At 62.2% G+C, this 18,299-nt stretch carries 21 protein-coding genes; 17 read left to right on the forward strand and 4 right to left on the reverse strand.

Annotation, left to right across the window (positions count from 1 at the left end):
* The first annotated feature begins 59 nt into the window (after positions 1 to 59).
* The 7 genes from HJ583_RS09170 to HJ583_RS09200 are packed head-to-tail and all read left to right on the forward strand — an operon-like array spanning position 60 to position 5,095.
* Entirely contained in the window at positions 60 to 1,025 is a 966-nt protein-coding gene (locus HJ583_RS09170) for a Gfo/Idh/MocA family protein (protein WP_101942639.1), read from the forward strand.
* Positions 1,026 to 1,039: 14 nt separating this feature from the next.
* On the forward strand, positions 1,040 to 2,053 hold the full coding sequence (locus HJ583_RS09175) for an RnfABCDGE type electron transport complex subunit D (RefSeq protein ID WP_170021643.1): 1,014 nt from the start codon (positions 1,040 to 1,042) through the stop codon (positions 2,051 to 2,053).
* A 7-nt stretch (positions 2,054 to 2,060) separates the two neighbouring features.
* Entirely contained in the window at positions 2,061 to 2,711 is a 651-nt protein-coding gene (locus HJ583_RS09180; RefSeq protein ID WP_101942637.1) for an RnfABCDGE type electron transport complex subunit G, read from the forward strand.
* Positions 2,708 to 3,388, forward strand: a complete 681-nt coding sequence (locus HJ583_RS09185; RefSeq protein ID WP_170021644.1) for an electron transport complex subunit E — start codon at positions 2,708 to 2,710, stop codon at positions 3,386 to 3,388. The genes HJ583_RS09180 and HJ583_RS09185 overlap by 4 nt, the downstream gene beginning before the upstream one ends.
* Positions 3,389 to 3,408: 20 nt before the next feature.
* The gene (gene nth, locus HJ583_RS09190) at positions 3,409 to 4,050 is read left to right on the forward strand and encodes an endonuclease III (protein WP_170022001.1); all 642 of its coding nucleotides are present in this window, start codon (positions 3,409 to 3,411) and stop codon (positions 4,048 to 4,050) included.
* Positions 4,051 to 4,055: 5 nt separating this feature from the next.
* The gene (locus tag HJ583_RS09195; protein ID WP_170021645.1) at positions 4,056 to 4,487 is read left to right on the forward strand and encodes a DUF1841 family protein; all 432 of its coding nucleotides are present in this window, start codon (positions 4,056 to 4,058) and stop codon (positions 4,485 to 4,487) included.
* Positions 4,484 to 5,095, forward strand: a complete 612-nt coding sequence (locus HJ583_RS09200; protein ID WP_101942634.1) for an HAD family hydrolase — start codon at positions 4,484 to 4,486, stop codon at positions 5,093 to 5,095. The genes HJ583_RS09195 and HJ583_RS09200 overlap by 4 nt, the downstream gene beginning before the upstream one ends.
* 3 nt (positions 5,096 to 5,098) lie before the next feature.
* On the opposite strand, the gene HJ583_RS09205 is transcribed toward HJ583_RS09200, so the two are convergent.
* Positions 5,099 to 5,596, reverse strand: a complete 498-nt coding sequence (locus HJ583_RS09205; protein ID WP_170021646.1) for a hypothetical protein — start codon at positions 5,594 to 5,596, stop codon at positions 5,099 to 5,101.
* A 19-nt stretch (positions 5,597 to 5,615) separates the two neighbouring features.
* Positions 5,616 to 6,383, reverse strand: a complete 768-nt coding sequence (locus HJ583_RS09210) for a hypothetical protein (RefSeq protein ID WP_170021647.1) — start codon at positions 6,381 to 6,383, stop codon at positions 5,616 to 5,618.
* A gap of 157 nt (positions 6,384 to 6,540) precedes the next feature.
* Between HJ583_RS09210 and HJ583_RS09215 the strand changes: the two genes are divergently transcribed.
* Positions 6,541 to 7,557, forward strand: a complete 1,017-nt coding sequence (locus HJ583_RS09215) for an ABC transporter substrate-binding protein (protein WP_170021648.1) — start codon at positions 6,541 to 6,543, stop codon at positions 7,555 to 7,557.
* Positions 7,557 to 9,047 (forward strand): sensor histidine kinase, encoded by a 1,491-nt coding sequence (locus HJ583_RS09220; protein WP_170021649.1) that lies wholly within the window; start codon positions 7,557 to 7,559, stop codon positions 9,045 to 9,047. Before HJ583_RS09215 ends, HJ583_RS09220 begins: the two co-directional genes overlap by 1 nt.
* Here HJ583_RS09220 and HJ583_RS09225 read toward each other — a convergent pair whose 3' ends face one another.
* Positions 9,048 to 9,212: a LiaI-LiaF-like domain-containing protein gene (locus HJ583_RS09225; protein WP_170021650.1), complete on the reverse strand. Its 165-nt coding sequence runs from the start codon at positions 9,210 to 9,212 to the stop codon at positions 9,048 to 9,050. It abuts the gene before it with no gap.
* A gap of 117 nt (positions 9,213 to 9,329) precedes the next feature.
* Between HJ583_RS09225 and HJ583_RS09230 the strand changes: the two genes are divergently transcribed.
* From HJ583_RS09230 to HJ583_RS09245, 4 genes are all read left to right on the forward strand, one after another.
* Positions 9,330 to 9,635, forward strand: coding sequence for a hypothetical protein (locus tag HJ583_RS09230; RefSeq protein WP_170021651.1), 306 nt, complete (start codon positions 9,330 to 9,332; stop codon positions 9,633 to 9,635).
* A gap of 137 nt (positions 9,636 to 9,772) precedes the next feature.
* The gene (locus HJ583_RS09235; RefSeq protein ID WP_170021652.1) at positions 9,773 to 11,500 is read left to right on the forward strand and encodes a DUF1800 domain-containing protein; all 1,728 of its coding nucleotides are present in this window, start codon (positions 9,773 to 9,775) and stop codon (positions 11,498 to 11,500) included.
* A gap of 10 nt (positions 11,501 to 11,510) precedes the next feature.
* A complete protein-coding gene (locus HJ583_RS09240) occupies positions 11,511 to 12,890 on the forward strand; it encodes a DUF1501 domain-containing protein (RefSeq protein WP_170021653.1) in 1,380 nt (459 codons plus the stop codon).
* Between the two features lie 76 nt (positions 12,891 to 12,966).
* A complete protein-coding gene (locus HJ583_RS09245) occupies positions 12,967 to 13,728 on the forward strand; it encodes a TerC family protein (protein ID WP_170021654.1) in 762 nt (253 codons plus the stop codon).
* Between the two features lie 456 nt (positions 13,729 to 14,184).
* On the opposite strand, the gene HJ583_RS09250 is transcribed toward HJ583_RS09245, so the two are convergent.
* Complete coding sequence (locus HJ583_RS09250; protein ID WP_170021655.1) at positions 14,185 to 15,228, reverse strand: AraC family transcriptional regulator; 1,044 nt, start codon at positions 15,226 to 15,228, stop codon at positions 14,185 to 14,187.
* Between the two features lie 155 nt (positions 15,229 to 15,383).
* Here HJ583_RS09250 and HJ583_RS09255 point away from each other — a divergent pair, with 155 nt between their 5' ends.
* Genes HJ583_RS09255 through HJ583_RS09270 form a run of 4 tightly spaced genes read left to right on the forward strand, consistent with a single transcriptional unit; the run spans position 15,384 to position 18,262 of the window.
* Positions 15,384 to 16,133, forward strand: a complete 750-nt coding sequence (locus HJ583_RS09255; RefSeq protein ID WP_170021656.1) for a DUF2092 domain-containing protein — start codon at positions 15,384 to 15,386, stop codon at positions 16,131 to 16,133.
* Positions 16,134 to 16,154: 21 nt separating this feature from the next.
* Positions 16,155 to 16,646: a hypothetical protein gene (locus tag HJ583_RS18960; protein WP_217423358.1), complete on the forward strand. Its 492-nt coding sequence runs from the start codon at positions 16,155 to 16,157 to the stop codon at positions 16,644 to 16,646.
* A 30-nt stretch (positions 16,647 to 16,676) separates the two neighbouring features.
* On the forward strand, positions 16,677 to 17,090 hold the full coding sequence (locus tag HJ583_RS09265; protein WP_170021657.1) for a hypothetical protein: 414 nt from the start codon (positions 16,677 to 16,679) through the stop codon (positions 17,088 to 17,090).
* A gap of 11 nt (positions 17,091 to 17,101) precedes the next feature.
* Positions 17,102 to 18,262, forward strand: a complete 1,161-nt coding sequence (locus HJ583_RS09270; protein ID WP_170021658.1) for a BamA/TamA family outer membrane protein — start codon at positions 17,102 to 17,104, stop codon at positions 18,260 to 18,262.
* Positions 18,263 to 18,299 lie beyond the last annotated feature (37 nt).

Here is an 18,299-nt window from a genome sequence, read left to right on the forward strand (position 1 = left end):
GCCGCGCTGGAACGTGCCAAGGCAAAGAAGGCCGCTCAGGCGGCAGACAAGGAACAGTCATGAATCGCCAGATCCGCTGGGGCATCCTCGGCTACGCCCGCATTGCCCGTCTGCAGCTCATTCCGGCCATCCTCGCCTCTGGCAATGGACGGATCCAGGCCCTGGCCTCGCGCGACGAAAGCAAGCTGGCAGAAGCATGCGCACAAGTGCCAGAGCTGGTCAGCTACACGAGCTATAGCGAATTGCTGGCCGACCCGCAGGTTGATGCGGTGTACATTCCGCTCCCCAACGCCCTGCACCGCCAATGGGTTGTTGCCGCACTGGATGCCGGCAAGCATGTACTGTGCGAGAAACCACTGGCCCTCTCGGCCCGTGAAGCGCGTGAAATGCAGGCCGCGGCCGTCAGCAATGAACGCCTGCTGATGGAAGCCATCATGTATCGCTACACTGATCGCACCCGCCAGTTGCGCGCGGTGCTCGATTCGGGCGTACTGGGCGAGATCCGCCATGTGAATGCGAGCTTCCGCTTCCTGCTCGACCGCCCCGGCACCATCAAGATGGAGCCTGAACTGGGTGGTGGTGCGCTGTACGACGTCGGCGTGTATCCGGTCAGCTTGCTGGGGCTGATTACCGATGGCGCCTTGCCGGTCAGGGTGCACGCTGAAGCTCAGTTCGACAATGGCGTGGACGTGAATGCCTCGGTGCTGCTGCGCTATGAATCGGGCCTCCTCGCCACGCTCCACTGCGGCTTCAATGCCTTTGGCCAGATGGGTGCCGAAATCATTGGCAGCAAAGGTCGCCTGATGGTGCCCGATCCTTTCCTTGGCGAGGCTGGCGAGCTCACCCTCGTCACCGCCCAGGGCAGCCGCAGCATCCCGGTCAGCGCCACGGATCGTTACACCGCACAAGTCCGCGACTTCGCCGCCGCCGTTCTGCAGCAGCGCTCGCCGCTGATTCCGCTGAAGGAATCCATCCGCAACCTGGAAGTGCTGGATCTGATCCGCGCCAGCCTGCAGGCCCACTAGGACGCCCTCCCCAGATGCTCAACAACTCTCCCTACGTTCGCAAGCCCGCCAGCGTCAGCCGCGTGATGCTCAAGGTACTGGCAGCGCTCGTACCAGCGATAGCCGTCTATGTGTGGCAGTTCGGCCCGGCCATCCTGATCCAGCTCGCGCTCGCCAGTGCCACCGCACTGGTCTGTGAAGCCGCCATGCTGAAGCTTCGCGGCAAGCCGCTCGCACTCTACCTCAGCGATCTTTCGGCCATCGTCACAGCTTGGCTGATCGCGCTGGCCTTCCCCCCGCTCGCACCCTGGTGGCTGGTCGTCACGGGTACGGCCTTTGCCATCGTGGTTGCCAAGCACTTGTATGGTGGGCTGGGCCAGAACACGTTCAACCCGGCCATGGTGGCTTACTGCGTGATGATCGTGGCCTTCCCTTCGCTGATGAGCCAATGGCCGGGCGATCTGTCCATGCAGGCCGCTGCACTGGCCGAGCACGCGCAAGTTTTTCCCGACGGGCCCGCCATGGTGCTGGACGCGATCACCAGCGCGACGCCGCTGGACGCCTTGCGCACAGGCCTGCGCGCCGCGGGTGCCACGGTCAGCAGCGTCAGCGCCGACCCGGCCAGCTTCGGTCAGGTCGCCGGGCGCGGCTGGGAGTGGATCGCCCTGGCCTACCTAGCGGGTGGCTTGTTCCTGATCCAGCAGCGTGTGATCACCTGGCATATCCCTGCCAGCTTCATTGCCGCACTGAGCGTCATCGCCGGAGCGTTCTGGTTGGCTGACAGCACCCACTACGCCTCGCCGCTGTTTCACCTTGCGGCAGGTGGCTCAATGCTCGGCGCATTCTTCATCTTCACCGATCCGGTATCGGCCTGCACCACGCCTCGCGGCAAGCTGATCTACGCGGCTGCGGCCGCACTGCTGGTGTATCTGATCCGCGTGTTCGGCGCCTACCCGGACGGCGTTGCATTCGCCACCCTGCTGATGAACATCCTCGTCCCGCTGATCGACATGAAGACCCAGCCGCCGGTCTTCGGCCACAAGAACTGAGCCTGCGATGGAACCCGTTATTCCTCAACCTACGCCTTTCGGGCTGTCACTGCGCACGGCGCTGACCATGCTGGCCTTCACCATCGTGTTCACTGCGCTGATGGCCGGCACCTATGAAGCCACCCAGAGCACCATTGCTGCCAGCGCTGAAGAGGCCAAGCTGCAATTGATCAATGAAGTGCTGCCACCCGCGAGTTACGACAACGCCCTGCTGCGCGACGAACTGAAGCTCGCTGCCGCACCCGAGTTGGGTCTGCCCAAGGGAGCCTCGGTGTGGCGCGCGCGCAAGGCCGGCCAGCCGGTGGCACTGGTGCTGGAAGCCGTCGCGCCGGATGGTTACGCGGGCAAGATCCGCCTGGTGATGGCCGTGATGCAGGATGGCAGCCTCGGCGGCGTGCGCGTGGTGGAACATCACGAAACGCCGGGCCTGGGCGACTACATCGACCCGAAGAAGGACAAAAACAAGGCTGCGCCCTGGATCGAGCAATTCAAGGCCCTCACAGGCCAAGCGTGGAAAGTGAAGAAAGACGGCGGTGACATCGCCTATCGCACCGGCGCCACTATTTCAGCCCGAGCCGTCACCAACGCAGTGGCCCGCGTCGCCGCCTTCGCCCGCAGCGAACAAGCGCACCTGTACCAGCAAGGAGCCCAGCCATGAACAGCTACAACTACCGTGACATTTTCTGGAACGGCTTCTGGCGCCAGAACACCGGCCTTGCCCAGTTGCTGGGGCTATGCCCGATCCTCGCCGTATCGACCAGTGTCGTGAATGGCGTGAGCCTGGCCATCGCCACCATTGTCGTGATGGCCATGTCCAACGCCGTGGTGTCGGCCCTGCGCAACCTGATTCCGTATGAAATCCGCATCCCGGTGTTCATCCTGATCATCGCCGCACTGGTCACCGTGCTGGATCTCGCCATGAACGCCTGGCTGCACGAGCTCTACATGGTGCTAGGGATCTTTGTGCCGCTGATCACCACCAATTGCATCGTGCTGGCCCGCGTCGAAGCCTATGCCGCCAAGAACCCGGCCCTGCCTTCGGCTGTCGATGGCGCCGCGATGGGTGTCGGTTTGATGCTGGTACTGGCCGTGCTCGGCGGCATGCGCGAGTTGATCGGTACCGGGCAGCTCTTCGCCGGCATCGAAATGATCATTCCGGGAGCCCATGCCGTTCAGGTATTGCCTGCAGACTATCCTGGCTTCCTGTTCGCCATCCTTCCGCCCGGCGCCTTCATCGCCCTGGCCTGCCTGATTGCGGGCAAGAGCTGGCTAGAGGCACGCAACAAGGCTGCCCAGACCAGCACCGGTGCAGGCTGCGTGCCGGCCGCTCACTGAGGTCTGCCATGCCCCGGCTGATGAGCAAGTCGGAGATCGCGGAGGCGTTCTCCCGTTGGCAGGCCGCCAATCCTCAGCCAGTCACAGAGCTGGAATATGCAACGCCCTTCCAGCTGCTGGTGGCCGTGGTGCTCTCAGCTCAGGCCACCGACAAGGGCGTGAATCTCGCCACCCGCCGCCTGTTCCCTGCCGCGCCCACGCCCGAAGCCATGGCCACACTCGGCGAGGCAGGCATTGCCGAGCACATCAAGACCATCGGCCTCTACCGCAACAAGGCCAAGAACGTCGCCCAACTCAGCCGCCAGTTACTGGAGCGTCACGCCGGCGAGGTACCGCGCTCGCGCGAAGCCCTCGAAGCCCTGCCCGGCGTGGGCCGAAAGACCGCCAACGTGGTGCTCAACGCCTTGTGGCGCGAGCCGGTGATGGCGGTCGACACGCACATCTTCCGCGTCGGCAACCGCATGGGGCTGGCTCCGGGCAAGGATGTGCGCGCGGTAGAAGACGCTCTGATGCGGCGCATCCCGAAGCCATATCTGGTGGATGCCCACCACTGGCTGATCCTGCATGGGCGCTACGTGTGCACCGCGCGCAGCCCGAAATGCGGGCAATGCACGGTGCGCGACCTCTGCCAGAGCCCCGACAAGACAGATCGACCGGACTAAACATCATGTTCAATCCCAGCCGCGACCAGGTTCGCCAGTTCTTCATCGAAAGCTGGCGCAAGCACCGGGCGAAAGAAACCCTCAGCCAGATGGAAGACATTGCCGCCGAGCTCGTCTTCCAGCACCCGGAATATCACGCCCTGATCGAAAACCTTGATTCAGTCGACAAGGACTTCCGCCCGGAGGATGGTCAGGTCAATCCCTTCCTGCACCTCTCGCTGCACCTCGCGATTCACGAGCAGCTCTCGATCGACCAGCCGCCGGGCATCCGAGGGGCCTATGACGCCTGCCTGCGCCGCCACCGCGACGATCGCCACGCCGCCCTGCACGAGGTGCTCGAAGCGCTCGGCGAGACCCTGTTCGAAGCCCAGCGCAGCGGCAAGCCGCTCGACGCGATGGCCTATGTGGAAAACGTGAAGAGACGGGCCGGCAAATGACACGTATCGACACCGTCGTTTTCGACCTCGGCAATGTGCTGATCCCCTGGGAGCCGCGCTGGCTGTTCCGCAAGCTGCTGCAGGATGAGGCCGAGATCGAGCGCTTCCTGCAGGACGTCGACTTCAATCGCTGGAACGCGATTCACGATGCAGGCCAGCCCTTCGCCGTCGGCATCGAATCCCACGGCGCGCAGTTCCCACACTATCGCCATCTGTTGCAGGCCTATTTCGACCGCTGGGAAGAGTCGGTCGCTCCCGCCTTCGAGGAATCGGTGCGGCTCTTGCGCGAGCTGAAGACCGCCGGTCTGCGCGTGCTGGCCCTGACCAATTTCTCGGCCGAGACCTTCCCGCGCGCACGCCGGCTCTATGATTTCCTCGATGAATTCGAGGGCATCGTGGTCTCGGGTGATGAAGGCCTGATCAAGCCGGATGCGGCGATATACAAACTACTGTTTGAACGCTATAGCGTGAAACCCGAGCAGGCCGTCTTCATCGACGACAGCGTGGCCAATGTTGCCACCGCCCGCCAGCTCGGCATGCAGGCCATTCACTTCACAGAGCCAGGGCTGCTGCGCCAGCATCTGCGTGAGCTGAGTCTGCCCGTTTAAGACTTACTCCCAGAAGACGCAATCGACGAAGACCGGTGTGCGCCCAGCAAGCCCATCGCCCACACACTGGAACACCGCGTTCACGCCGGGTTTGAGCAGCGTTGCGACCGCCTCGGCACTGCGGCTGGCGATGCGCCCACCCTCGCTGGCAAGCGGGTGGCGGGGAAACAGCTTCAACTGCAGCTGCTCTTCACCCGCTTCACCCATGCCGACCATTACGCGCCCCTTCTGTACCTGCACCGCAGTCACGGCCCCACTCAAGACTACGGCCTTATCTTCCAGCACTTCCTCGGCGTAATCCTCACGCTCCCGATAGAGGCCCAGCACCCGGCTCGCCGCGAATACCGGCAGATCCTTTACCGCGGGATGCCTGTTGAGCAGCTTGCACAGCGCCCGGTCATCGAACAGTGCGCAGTCGTAATAGTCTTCTGCTGAGGCGGGATACGCAGCGCACGCCAGTGTCAGCAGCAGTAAGCATGCTATGACTCTTGAAGACTGCATCTTCAGCTCACCTCAGGGATCAGTGTTGAGTCGCGCGCCGGGCCTCCTGCCAGGCACGCACGGCCTCGGCTGAGTGCTGATTCACCAGCTCACGCGGGCCTTCCGGAAGTTCGGCCTGCAATCCGGCAAAGAGTTCCTCGGTCAGTTCCTGCTCCATGCCACTGGCCGCGAGGCCGTGCTGCAGGCAGCGAATCTGGATCGAAGCCAGAGCATCCGCGACCAGACGCCAGCCAAGCGTCGGCATGGCGCGGGTCAAGGCCAGCAGCATGCCCCCAAGCAGGCTCACCAGAAGCTTGCCTTGCTCACGGTTTTCCGCCGCGATCAAGGTATGCCACAGCGACAGATGCAACTCGCGACGGAAGGCAATCTTGAACTCCAGCGCGGTTTCTTCCTTCTCGTAGAGGGTATCGAGAAAACGCTGGCAAGCGGCCTCTTCTTGCGGCGCCAGACTGTCCCGCAGATCGGCCAGCACAGCCGACACACCCGCCAGTGCAGGGGCACCAAACGCCTTGCTGTAGGCCAGCCCCCACTGGTCGAGCCCAGCCAGCAGCATGGCCAGACGCAGATGCGCAGCCTCCATCGGCGCCATGCGCGACCACTCGCGCAGATGGCCAGCGAGCTTCGCCAGCGCCTCTTCCAGCTGCTTGCTCTCACCACCGCCCGCAGACAAACGCAGGGCGGCTGCAAAGGCTTCGTGGACCAGGCGTGCAGCCTGCAGCTGCACATCGCGGGCAGCAAGTTCTTCAAAAGGATCGGCAGGCAGTTCGAAACTGGAATCTACGGACATGAGGCACCCGGAAGGATTGGGGGAAAGCCCGCCATTTTGCCCCAAAGCATCCCTGCCCGCGAAACCTGGCGGCGAGCCGCCCGAAGAGTCTATTTGCACCCGCGTGGAATCGGCCCATCATCCGCGCACCTTCAATCGCCCTTTGCGGAGATGTTTCGTGTTCAAACACTTGTTGCTCAGCCTTGCCAGTCTGTTACTCCTACTTCCGGTATCCCATGCTGCCCCGGCCGGCAATCTGCGCATCCTGCACATCATGAGTTTCAACTCGCCTTATCGCTGGACCGATGGCCAGCTCGAAGGATTCAAGGCAGGGCTGGGTTCCGATGTCAAAACCGAGTATCAGGTTTTTCAGCTCGACACGAAACGCCAGAGCAGCAAGGAAGAAATGGAGCGCAACGCCCAGCGCGCGATGAAGATCATCGCCGACTGGAAACCTGATCTGGTCTACACCTCGGATGACGACGCCGTCCAGTTGGTGACAGCCCACTACGTGAACAAGCCCCTGCCCTTCGTGTTCAGTGGCGTCAACAAAAGCGCCGAAGATCACGGCATCAAAGGTGCCACCAACATCACCGGCGTGCTCGAACGTGAGCACATCCTCGAATCCATCCATCTGGTTCAGGCCATCAAACCAGGCATCCGGCGCATCCAGATCCTCTCGGACAGCGCAGCCTATTGGCCACAAGTCATCGGGCGTGTCCGCAGTCTCGCCCGCGAACATCAGGAGTTCAGCCTCGTCGGCGTGGACCAGCCCGTGGCCTACGCCGACTTCCAGCGCCTGGTGCTGGAAAATCCGAACAAGGCCGACGCCTACATGATTCTCGGCAACTTTAACTTCAAGGATGCCAAGGGAATGGATGTACCCTACCCGCATTTGCAGCGCTGGCTGGCAGAACACAGCAAACTGCCGGATCTATCCTTCTGGGATGACCGCATGCTCCATGGCACGCTCGCCGGCGTCACCGTATCCGCCTTCGAACAAGGCATGGCTGCAGGCAAGTTGGCCCGTGCCATCCTGGTCGACAAACGCAAGCCCGCCAGTCTGCCGATTGCCCCCACCACCAAGGGCGTACCGGTTATCAGCCTGGCACGCGCAAAGCAACTGGGGCTCATCCCGCCCTCCACCCAGCTGCTATCATCGACCGTGGTGACTTCCTACATCTGGGACAAGTAATGAAACTGGGGCTGCGCAGCAAGATCATCGCCATCGCTGCACTGGTGATCATCTTCGTCACGGCGTCCTTCGCGCTGAGCGGTACCCTGGTCTATCTTCATCATCACGCCGAAGTGTTGCAGTCCCGTTCGCAGGCCGTGGCGCGCGGCCTGGCGATCCAGCTTGAACGGGTCACTGCGCTGGGGCTGGACATCCACGATGTCACCGGATTCGAAGCGCAATGCGCTGAAGCCGTCAGTGCTTACCCCGGAGTTTCATACGCGCTGGTTGCAGCGCAGGATGGCACGGTGCTTTTTTCCAGCCGCCCGGAACTGAGCGGCAAGCCGCTGGCCGAACCGGAGCTGCTCAAAGCCTTGCAGAAAGGCAGCCGCAGCACCGAGGTCGAAGCCGAACAGAGCCTGGCAGTTCTGGAATCTGTACGTGGCAGCAATGACCCACAGATTGCCAGCGTCATCGTGGCGTTCCCGCGCTCGGATATCGACCAGAAGCTGCGCTCGATGCTGCTGCTGGGGCTTGGCGCAGGCGGCAGTGTGGCCGTGATCGGACTGCTGGTGCTCTACCTGATGCTGCGCCACTTCGTCACCCGCCCGATCTCCCGGCTGATGCAAGTCGTAGCCCACCTGCAGGCCCATCCCGGTGACTATTCGCCACGCGTGCCACCCCAGCAGGATGACGAAATCGGTCTGCTCGTGAATGGTTTCAACCAGTTGCTGGACAATATCGAGGAGCGCGAGCGCGAGCTCATCGAAGCGCGCGACAACTCGGACAAGGCCAATCGCATGAAGTCCGACTTCCTCGCCGCCATGAGCCATGATCTGCGCACCCCGATGCACGCCATCCTGTCCATGAACGAGTTGCTGCGCAGCACTGCGCTGACAGAGAAACAACAGCGTTACTCACTCAATGTGCATAAGGCCGGGCAATGGCTGCTGGGCATCATCAATGACATCCTCGCCTTCGCCAAGATCGACTCTGGCAGGCTGGAACTGATGCATGCTGATTTCAATCTGCAGCAACTGGTCGAAGACACCGTTGCCTTGCAGGAAGATTTTGCCAGCAGCAAGAAGCTGGAGCTCAGCTTCGCGATCTCGCCGGAGCTGCCCCGGCATCTCAACGGTGATGCACCGCGCCTGATGCAGATGCTCACCAACCTGATCAGCAACGCAATCAAGTACACCGATCAGGGCAGCGTGCATCTGGACATCACCCCGCTCCACAACCGGATTTCCTTTTCGGTCACAGACACGGGGGTGGGCATCGACAAGAGCAAGCTTCACCTGCTCTTCGAGCCCTTCGTGCAGGTCGCCAACGCCGATGGTCAGCGCCGCTCGGGCACCGGCCTTGGACTCTCGATCGTCAAGCAGTTGGCCGAAGCCATGGGCGGTGAAGTGGGCGTGGATAGCTCGCTCAAGAACGGCGCCACCTTCTGGTTCACCGCCCGTCTGCAGCCAGCCATCCATCCGGCGCCGGACGCGCCCCCCGCCACCTGATCAGCCCTTTTTGCCGAGCAGGCCCAGCACCCCCACCGCAATCAGGATCAACGGCCACCAGGTGTGTAGCAACTGAGCCACCTGACTGAAGCGGAACAAACCGAGATTGCTCAGCAGAAAGAGGCAGCCCACCACAATCAGGGCAATCGAACCGAAACGCGACATATCCGGGACTCCGTGAAATAGTTCCGCCGCACTGTGCCAGCAGCACCGCCCGGCAGCAAGTCCGGCACGCGTATTGCTAAACGAAAGTATCGTTTAACCACTCTGCGTGAACACTCCATGGATCCCGTCGTAATTCAGCTCCTCGCCCGCATCAAGATCCGCCTGCGCCAGGAAAAGGGCGTTGCCGTGAACACCCAGCGTTTTTTCACTGATCCAGCCTACGCCTGCCAGGTGCTGGACGCGGCCGAAGATTGCGAAGATCTTGATCTTGTCACTGGCTCGCTCGAAATCCGCAACCGTCTGGGCTGGATCCAGGCCGACAGCCTACAAAGCGCGACCGCCTCCGCGCCCGCAAGCAAATCATCCCCTGCACCAGAAAAAGGCAGCAAAACCGATCGCTACATGTTTGGCGCCCGCTCCTAGGGCATCAGGCCAGCAACCGTCTCCTCACGCAGCACTTCGGGTTCCTCGCAAGGGGAACCCTTTTTGTTTACCCTGATCCCGTCCAGCCCCTGCCCGCCCTAAACTCCGGGCGAGATGCACACTCTCGGAACAGGACCATGAAACTGCTGCGTTCTTGCCTGCCTCTTTTCCTGGGTCTGCTCGCCGCCTGCGGCAGCACCCCGCCGCGTTCTGATCCGTGGGCCTACCCGGATAGCCCGGCGGCCATCAAGCGCCCTGCCACGCCGCCCGGCCCCCGTTACCCCGCGCCCTCTCCGGTGGAAGCCTCGCGCTTCCTGCAGCAAGCCAGCTTCGGCCCGAATCAGGCCGAAATCGACGCGCTTGCCCGCAGCGACTACCACAACTGGCTCAAGCAGCAGTTCTCCCTGCCACAAACGCTGTTCCTTCCCGATGTGGAGCCTCATCACGCACAGCTCGCCAAGGGCCAGAACCTGCGTCAGCAACTGTTTTTCGAGATCTTCTGGAAGCATGCGGCCACCGCGCCGGACCAGTTGCGCCAGCGTGTGGCCTTCGCGCTCTCGGAAATATTCGTGATCTCGTTTGAAGGCATGCTTGACGTGAAGATCCGCGGCGTCGCCTCCTATTACGACATGCTCGGGCGCAATGCCTTCGGCGACTTCCGCAGCCTGCTCGAAGAGGTGGCCCGCCACCCGATGATGGGCATCTATCTCTCGCACCTGAAGAACCAGAAGGAAGACCCGGCAAAGGGCCGCGTACCGGACGAGAACTTCGCCCGCGAGATCATGCAGCTCTTCACCATCGGCCTGCAGGAGCTGAACCCGGACGGCTCCTTGAAGCTGAAGAATGGCCAGCCCATCGAAACCTATGACATGGACGACATCACCGGGCTGGCCAGGGTTTTTACCGGCTTCTCCTACGGCGGCCCCGGCAGCACGGATCAGCACTTCTTCCAGCAGGGCAAGGAGCCGCACTGGGACATCCTGCCAATGAAGGGCTACCCGAAATTCCACTCGGCCAGTGAAAAGCATTTCCTGGGAGTCACGATCAAGCCGCAGACGCAGGCCGACCCGGAGGGCGACCTGAAAATCGCGCTGGATCGGCTTTTCAATCACCCCAACGTCGGCCCCTTCTTCGGCCGCCAGCTGATCCAGCGCCTCGTGACCAGCAATCCCTCGCCGGCCTATGTCGAACGCGTCGCGCGTGCCTTCAATGACAATGGCGCTGGCGTGCGCGGCGACATGCAGGCCGTGATCCGCGCCGTGCTGCTGGACCCGGAAGCCCGCAATCCCGCAGCGAGCTCCAGCGGCAAGCTGCGTGAGCCGATCCTGCGCCTGTCGCAGTGGATGCGTGCCTTTCACGCGACTTCGGCCTCGGGCGAGTTCCGCATGCAGAACACCGACAGCCCCGCCAACTCGCTCGGCCAGAGTCCGCTGCGCTCGCCCAGCGTGTTCAATTTCTACCGTCCCGGCTTCATGCCGCCGGGCAGCGAAATCGCGCGCAAGAACATGGTGGCGCCAGAAATGCAGATCGTCTCCGAGAGCGCCGTCGCCGGCTATGCCAATTTCATCCAGACGACGATCGATGCCGGCGCCGGCCGCGCCGAAGGCGGGCGCCGCGACATCCAGCCAGACTACAGCGCGCAGATGGCGCTGGCCTCGCAGCCCGCCAGCCTCGTCGAGCAGCTGGATCTGCTGCTCACCGGCCAGCGTCTCACCGAAGCTTCCCGCCAGCGCATCACCACGGCCGTGGCAGCCCTGCCCCTGCCTGCCAGCCCGGCCAACGCGCTCGAAAACGCCCAGCGCAATCGCGTGAAGCTCGCCATCCTGCTGGTGATGGTGTCGCCCGAATATCTGGTGCAGAAATGAGGATGCAAGCATGAGCCAAGCTTCCCGCCGCGAATTCCTGCGCCGTGCCGGCGCCCTCACGCTGCTGCGCACGGCCGGCCCGCTGGGGCTGCAACTGGCCGGCATCGGCGCCGCCGCTGCCGCCAACCAGCCAAGCGACTACCGCGCCATCGTGTGCCTTTTCATGTATGGCGCCAACGACGGGCACAACACCGTCATCCCGCTCGATGTCGAGGACTACGGCCGCTATGCCGCCGCCCGCACGGCACTGGCCCTGCCGCGCGAGCACTTGCTGCCGCTCGCAGGCAGCCGCCCGCTGGGTCTGCATCCGGAGCTGGAAGCCCTGCAGCGCCTCTACCAGAGCGGCAGGGCTGCCGTGCTCGCCAACGTCGGCCCGCTCATCGTGCCGATCAAGGATGCCGCCAGCTTCAAGGGGACCAATATTGCCCGGCCGCCCAAGCTCTTCTCGCACAACGACCAGCAAGCCATCTGGCAAGCCTTCTCGCCAGAAGGCGCGAAGATCGGCTGGGGCGGGCGAATTGCCGATCTGCTCGCCAGCCACAATGGCAAGCAACTCTTCACCGCCATCTCGGCCGCGGGCAACGCCGTTTTTCTCGCCAGCGACAAGACCATCCAGTACCAGATCACGCCGGGCGGTGCGATCGGCTTCAACCGCGTCACCAGCGGCAACCGCTATCCACCCCAGATCGCCGAAGCCTTGCGTGCCCAGATTGCGGCGAGTCAGGGGGAGCTCTTCGGCAGTGAGTACGCAGCCGTGGTCAATCGCTCGATCGAAGCCCACGGCCTGCTTTCGTCCGCTCTGGCCAGACTGCCCGAGAATGATGCGCGCATTGATCTGCCACCCGAGCTCGCACAGGACAAGCTCGCCCAGCAGCTGCGCATCGTGGCCCGCATGATCGGCGTACGCGATGACGAAAGCATCCAGCAGCGGCGCCAGATCTTCTTCGTCTCGCTGAACGGCTTCGACACCCACGACAACCAGCTCGCCAAGCAAGGCGAGCTGCTGCGCAGCGTGGCGCAATCGATCGCATATTTTCAGGAGGCGATGGAAGAACTCGGCGTGGCGGACAAGGTCACCCTGTTCACGGCCTCGGACTTCGGCCGCGCACTGCTCTCCAACGGCGACGGCTCCGATCATGGCTGGGGCAGCCACCACTTCATCGTTGGCGGCGCCGTAAAGGGCGGGCAGATCTACGGCCAGTTCCCGGAGGTGGCGCTGAACACCGCCACCGACGTCGGCAATGGCCGCCTGCTACCCACTACGGCAGTAGATCAATACGCCGCCACGCTGGCACGCTGGATGGGGGTGGCAGAAGCGGATCTACCGGTCGTCCTGCCCAACATCGGCAACTTCGCCAGCAGCAACCTAGGCTTCATGCGCAACACTTGAGCGAATGAACGCAACACAGGAACCAGCCCCCGGTTCCGCCGGTCTCATCACACCTTTTCAATAACGGATCCCGATCATGTTCGAATGGCTTGCCGACCCGAATGCCTGGATTGCCCTCGCCACCCTCACAGCGCTGGAAATCGTACTGGGTATCGACAACATCATCTTCATCTCCATCCTGGTCTCGCGCGTCGAAGCTTCGCGGCGCAACCTGGCGCGCCGGTTGGGCCTGTCACTGGCCATGCTGAGTCGCATCGCCCTGCTGCTGTCGCTGGCCTGGATCATGAAGCTCACCGCCCCGCTATTCACCGTGCTGGCCCAGGAGATTTCCGGGCGCGACATCATCCTGATCGGCGGCGGCCTGTTCCTGCTGTGGAAGAGCGTGCATGAGATTCACAACTCGCTCACGGCGGAACAAGAAGCCCATCACACGGAAAGCGCGGCACGCGCAGCCTTTGGTGCCGTGCTGGTGCAGATTGCGATCATCGACATCGTGTTCTCGCTGGACTCGGTGATCACCGCCGTCGGCCTGGTCGACCAGATCGGTGTGATGGTCGCCGCAATCCTGATCTCGGTTGGCGTGATGATGTTCGCAGCCAAACCGATCGGCGAGTTCGTTGATGCCAACCCCACAATCAAGATGCTGGCCTTGTCCTTCCTGGTGCTGGTCGGTGTCACCCTGATTGCAGAAGGTTTCGACACCCATGTGCCGAAGGGCTATATCTACTTCGCAATGGCCTTCTCTATCGTGGTGGAGCTGATCAACATCCGCCTGCGCAAACGGGGCGAGCAAAAACTCAAGCTGCACAAGGAAATGCCAGGGCAGATCGACGCCTGAGGAGTGGCCTGACTCCTCCTGCACTGATAAGGAGCCTTACAAAAAACCGCACAGTCTGGAGGCTGTGCGGTTTTTTTCACGTTCGGCGTAGCTCGCCGATGGCTTTTGACAAAGCCTGACCGAGGTCTGACACAGCCTCTGGTTCAGTACGTCAAAGCGCCCACCTATGCCTGCATTGGAGCCAGGCCAAGTGGTCAAACCTCAGCGCAGATCATCAAAACGCCTCAGGAAGCTCAATGCATCTTTGCGGGCGGAGGCCGGCGTCTCTTCCATGATGATCGGTAAACCCTTACGCAAAAGGCCTAGCCGGCTGAGCTGGTCGTCAAAATCGAGCTGACCACATCCCGGTGGCACACGCACCAGACCACCGGTCTTCGATCGATACCAAGTAGCTTAACGCCTGGATGGCCCTGGATTCAGCAGAAATCCTCCGTGCATCCTGACACCTGCAGCAACTCAAGAGTTCGTACGGACTGAATTGCGCCAGGCTTGTGGGGAATAGCTCCCGATGCGTTTGAAGGAGCGCCCGAAAGCCGTACTTTCGGAATACCCCAGGGATTTGGCTATGTCTTCGATTGAGCGATTGCTATCACGCAGCATCTGCTGGGCGACACAGAAGCGAATCTCATCGAGCAAGTGCCGGAAAGTCGTGCCCTCTTTCTGAAGGAGGCGATTCAAACTTCGCTTATGGAGGTCAAGAGCATCCGCAACCTGCTCCTCAGCGCATTTCCCGCCCATCAGAGCGACCCAGATTTCCCGCCTTACCACTGCAGCAACGGTTCGCCCCCCACGGGCTTCCAGCATCCCGGCTTGCCAGGCTGCGCAAGCGTAGGCATGTATATCTGTCTCTCGAAATGAAAGCTGAAGCCAGCAGGCCGGAAAAATCAGTTCGGTGTGCTCAGCATCGAAGCAAACAGGAGCCTGAAAAGCCTCCCGGTAGCTTTCCGCTTCAGCAGGCACTCGAAACGGGAAGCGTACTTCGATAGGCCGCCACGCCGCACCACACAGGCTCCGCATAATCACAAATGCTCTCCCCATCGCCGAGGCACAGAACTGATCACCACCAGGTAGTCCCCCTTCCAGAATGGCGTAACCAATGTGTGCATTGGCCCCATTTACTTTAAGGCTCGCGATGGCTGCTCGATTGTGCAGCGATAGGTATTCGATCAGATTGTTCAAGGCAGTCCCCACATTCGGGGAGTGACGAACCAGAGTGCCAAGCGTGCCAAGCACAGCATCATCAATGGTCATGCCAAGGCGTAAGCCTAGACACGAGCACTTTCCAAGCCTGACGCAAGCATCCGTCAGCGCTGCAGCGCAGCGGTAACTGATGATGCCATTTGGGTCATCAAGAAGCGTTCTGTCGAAGCCGGCTGCTTCGAAAATGGGCTCTGGCGCGATCCCTTGCCTGCGCAGTTCGGCACACAGATGCGTGAAGACACCAACCCGAAGCTCACCGGGGCCGGGCATGGGGGGCAAGGGTGAAGTAATGGTTCGCATGGGCGAAAGGGCACGGTTGATGTGCCGCAAATCTAACGCAGCTGTCGTGAAATGTAGATCCTTACCCGTTAGTGCGGAACCAGAATCGGAACTCACGACCCTGCTGGCCAAGCGGGTCGGAAAAAGTCATATGGCATCCACAAGGAGAGCGCAAGATGATCACTTTTTCCCGATTCAGGCGGATGTTCCGGGGGGCGGCGTTGCTGGGGCTAGCCTGTCTCTCTCTGCAAAATGCGCAGGCTCAGATCGAACCGGAAGCTTCTGCCTTGCTGAAAAAGGCGACGGACTTTCTTGCCAAGCAACAGAAATTCAGTCTCAACACCCGCAGCTCACTCGAAATCGTTCTCGACTCCGGACAGAAGATCCAGTTTGACCACACCACCGCACAATCGGTGCAGCGCCCGGACAAGTTGCGCGTGGAGCGCGGTGGCGATCTGGTCAAGCAGCTCTTCATCTATGACGGCAAATCGCTGATCCTCAGCAGCCCGTCGCAACATGTCTATGCCCGCGTGCCCGCTCCGGACACGCTCGAAGCGATGCTGGACTTCGCTCGCTCCTCGCTGGACATCATCGCGCCGGCGGGCGACCTGATCTACAAGGATGCCTACGACATCCTGATGACAGATGTCGAGAGCGGGTTTGTTGTCGGGAAAGGCGTGGTGGAAGGTGCTCGCTGCGATCACCTGGCCTTCCGCGCACCGAATGTCGACTGGCAGATATGGATCGAAGACGGCCAGCGCCCGCTGATCCGCAAGCTGATCCTGACAACTCGTGATCTGGCCAGTGCGCCCCAGTTCTCTGTAGTTGTCAGCCGCTGGGATCTCATGCCCGCCTTTACAGCGGACACCTTCCGCATTTCGCCTCCCAAAGGGGCGCAGAAAATCGACTTTGTCGCACCGCGTTGATTCAGCCGCGAGGAACAGCTCATGAACACGTCCAAGGTCACAAGGCGACTTCTGTTGAGTGCGGTCGCGCTTGCTGCTTCATTTTCCGATATCACCTTCACGCCCATGCCGGCCGTAGGCTGGATACCTGCGGCGCAAGCCGTCGTGGGCGCGCCGCTCACCCCCGTTTCCGGCGCAGGTGTGGCACGTCGCACCACGCGGCGCGTCGCGGCTACACAAGGTGCTGCCGCCAGCAGCACCAAGCAGCAGCAGGAAGCCACGGCCCAACAGCAGTCCTCGATAGCTCAGCAACAAGCCGCTACGGCGCAGCAGCAGACTGCCACCGCGCAACAGCAGGCGGCTGTGGCCCAGCAACAGGCAGCCGTCACAAAACCGCCCACCGGCTCGATCGCCACCACCCTGCCACCAGGCTGCAAGGCCGAGACAAAGGATGGCGTGGAATACCAGAAATGCGGTGAGGTCTCTTACCGGGCGGCCTTCCAGGGGAACAACCTGGTCTACGTGGTTCAGTGAGCACTTCGTTTTAACTGAAGGAGGCCAGCCATGAGCAAGAGCTGTGTTGCCGTGCTGTCGTGGGTCTTGCTGAGTCTGGGCGTCGCAGCGCCCGCGGGCGCGCGCGACCCCGGCGTCAATCAACCCGGCGTTGTCGGCAACCGCGACCCGGGAGCGCCCGGGGCCGGTACTGTGGATCCCGGCATCAACCAGCCGGGGGCAGCAGGAAACCGTGGCACAGCAGGCGGAGCCCCCGGTGTGGGCAAGGTCGATCCCGGCGTCAACCAACCAGGGGCTGCGGGAAACCGCGGCGTGGCAGGCGGTGCACCCGGCGTTGGCAAGGTCGATCCGGGCGTCAATCAGCCGGGCGCGGTGGGGAATAGTGGTCTGGGAGGCGATCCGGGCATCAACCAGCCCGGCGTCGCGGGCAACACGCGTGCCGTGGCACGTCGTTCCGTCAGATAGCGGAAACGGACATGTCCGCCCTCCCTCGCCGCGGGCTAGCCAGTCTGCTCTTCTGTGCCCTGCTTGCGCTGACTCTGAGCGGCGGGGCACGGGCCGAAGAGGCGATGGATTCGCGTTTTCGCGCCGCCGAGGATGGCCAGTTCGATATCAGCGGATTCATTGACCAGGCCTATGGCTTCGTGCCACTCGTGGTGCCCATCACCGAACCGGCGGTAGGCATCGGCGCGGTTGGCGCAGCGGTATTCATCGATAAACCCGCCACTGCGGATACCCGAGCCGGTTTTGGCCGCCCCAACATCACGGCGGTCGGCGCGCTGGGGACGGAGAATGGCACGCGCGGAGCTTTCGTGGCGGACGTGCGTCACTGGCTGGATGATCGGCTGAAGACCGTGGCGGTCGTGATGAAATCCTCGGTGAATCTTGATTTCTACGGGCTCGGTCGTGTGCCGGAACTGCAGGACTCGCCACTGGCCTATACGTTGGGCATTGAGCTGGCCATGCTGCAGGCGCGTTACCGGCTCGGGCAATCACCCTGGTGGCTGGGTTTGGGCTACACCCGTGCCAATGCAGATGTGAGCTTCGACGCCCCCGCCGGAACGCCAGGCCTGCCGGATTTTTCAAAGAACTCGAAGATCGGCGGGCTACTGCCCGTGCTGAGCTACGACTCCCGCAATTCGCCCTTCACGCCCACGGCCGGCAGCCTGCTTGAACTGGGCCTCGGGGCGTTCAACAAGTCTCTCGGCAGTGACAGCGACTTCAAGCGCTACAGCCTCACCGGCATTCACTACGTCCCCTTGAGCCAGAGCTGGAATCTGGGTGTGCTCGGTAGCGCCTCCGCCCTGCAGGGGGACGCCCCTTTCTACATGTATCCCTTCGTGATGATGCGTGGCGTGCCCGCCATGCGCTATCAGGGTGAGCAGGTGGCCCAGCTGGAGGCCGAGCTGCGCTGGCAGTTCTGGCAGCGCTACAGCCTGGTGATTTTCGGCGGGGGTGGCGCAGCACGGCTCGACACCGGTCGCGCCGAATCGAAACGCGAAGTGCTGGCCGGCGGACTGGGCATCCGGTACGAACTGGCGCGCAAATACGGCTTGCACATGGGGCTGGATATCGCCCGCGGCCCCGACGGCAATGCCTTTTACATCAACTTTGGCAGCGCATGGATGCGACCGTGAGAACTCAAAAGTCATTTGGCATGCCGGAATCTGCACT

The sequence above is a fragment of the Uliginosibacterium aquaticum genome (genome assembly GCF_012972705.2).
Lineage (GTDB): Bacteria > Pseudomonadota > Gammaproteobacteria > Burkholderiales > Rhodocyclaceae > Uliginosibacterium > Uliginosibacterium aquaticum.

What these genes read in the sequence shown, in the direction of transcription:
- HJ583_RS09210 (WP_170021647.1), bottom strand. Translation starts at nt 6,383, where the DNA reads ATGTCCGTAGATTCCAGTTTCGAACTGCCTGCCGATCCTTTTGAAGAA.
- HJ583_RS09255 (WP_170021656.1), top strand. Translation starts at nt 15,384, where the DNA reads ATGATCACTTTTTCCCGATTCAGGCGGATGTTCCGGGGGGCGGCGTTG.
- HJ583_RS09230 (WP_170021651.1), top strand. Translation starts at nt 9,330, where the DNA reads ATGGATCCCGTCGTAATTCAGCTCCTCGCCCGCATCAAGATCCGCCTG.
- HJ583_RS09195 (WP_170021645.1), top strand. Translation starts at nt 4,056, where the DNA reads ATGTTCAATCCCAGCCGCGACCAGGTTCGCCAGTTCTTCATCGAAAGC.
- nth (WP_170022001.1), top strand. Translation starts at nt 3,409, where the DNA reads ATGAGCAAGTCGGAGATCGCGGAGGCGTTCTCCCGTTGGCAGGCCGCC.
- HJ583_RS09265 (WP_170021657.1), top strand. Translation starts at nt 16,677, where the DNA reads ATGAGCAAGAGCTGTGTTGCCGTGCTGTCGTGGGTCTTGCTGAGTCTG.
- HJ583_RS09220 (WP_170021649.1), top strand. Translation starts at nt 7,557, where the DNA reads ATGAAACTGGGGCTGCGCAGCAAGATCATCGCCATCGCTGCACTGGTG.
- HJ583_RS09240 (WP_170021653.1), top strand. Translation starts at nt 11,511, where the DNA reads ATGAGCCAAGCTTCCCGCCGCGAATTCCTGCGCCGTGCCGGCGCCCTC.
- HJ583_RS09185 (WP_170021644.1), top strand. Translation starts at nt 2,708, where the DNA reads ATGAACAGCTACAACTACCGTGACATTTTCTGGAACGGCTTCTGGCGC.
- HJ583_RS09225 (WP_170021650.1), bottom strand. Translation starts at nt 9,212, where the DNA reads ATGTCGCGTTTCGGTTCGATTGCCCTGATTGTGGTGGGCTGCCTCTTT.
- HJ583_RS09170 (WP_101942639.1), top strand. Translation starts at nt 60, where the DNA reads ATGAATCGCCAGATCCGCTGGGGCATCCTCGGCTACGCCCGCATTGCC.
- HJ583_RS09205 (WP_170021646.1), bottom strand. Translation starts at nt 5,596, where the DNA reads ATGCAGTCTTCAAGAGTCATAGCATGCTTACTGCTGCTGACACTGGCG.
- HJ583_RS09175 (WP_170021643.1), top strand. Translation starts at nt 1,040, where the DNA reads ATGCTCAACAACTCTCCCTACGTTCGCAAGCCCGCCAGCGTCAGCCGC.
- HJ583_RS09235 (WP_170021652.1), top strand. Translation starts at nt 9,773, where the DNA reads ATGAAACTGCTGCGTTCTTGCCTGCCTCTTTTCCTGGGTCTGCTCGCC.
- HJ583_RS09250 (WP_170021655.1), bottom strand. Translation starts at nt 15,228, where the DNA reads ATGCGAACCATTACTTCACCCTTGCCCCCCATGCCCGGCCCCGGTGAG.
- HJ583_RS09180 (WP_101942637.1), top strand. Translation starts at nt 2,061, where the DNA reads ATGGAACCCGTTATTCCTCAACCTACGCCTTTCGGGCTGTCACTGCGC.
- HJ583_RS18960 (WP_217423358.1), top strand. Translation starts at nt 16,155, where the DNA reads ATGAACACGTCCAAGGTCACAAGGCGACTTCTGTTGAGTGCGGTCGCG.
- HJ583_RS09270 (WP_170021658.1), top strand. Translation starts at nt 17,102, where the DNA reads ATGTCCGCCCTCCCTCGCCGCGGGCTAGCCAGTCTGCTCTTCTGTGCC.
- HJ583_RS09200 (WP_101942634.1), top strand. Translation starts at nt 4,484, where the DNA reads ATGACACGTATCGACACCGTCGTTTTCGACCTCGGCAATGTGCTGATC.
- HJ583_RS09245 (WP_170021654.1), top strand. Translation starts at nt 12,967, where the DNA reads ATGTTCGAATGGCTTGCCGACCCGAATGCCTGGATTGCCCTCGCCACC.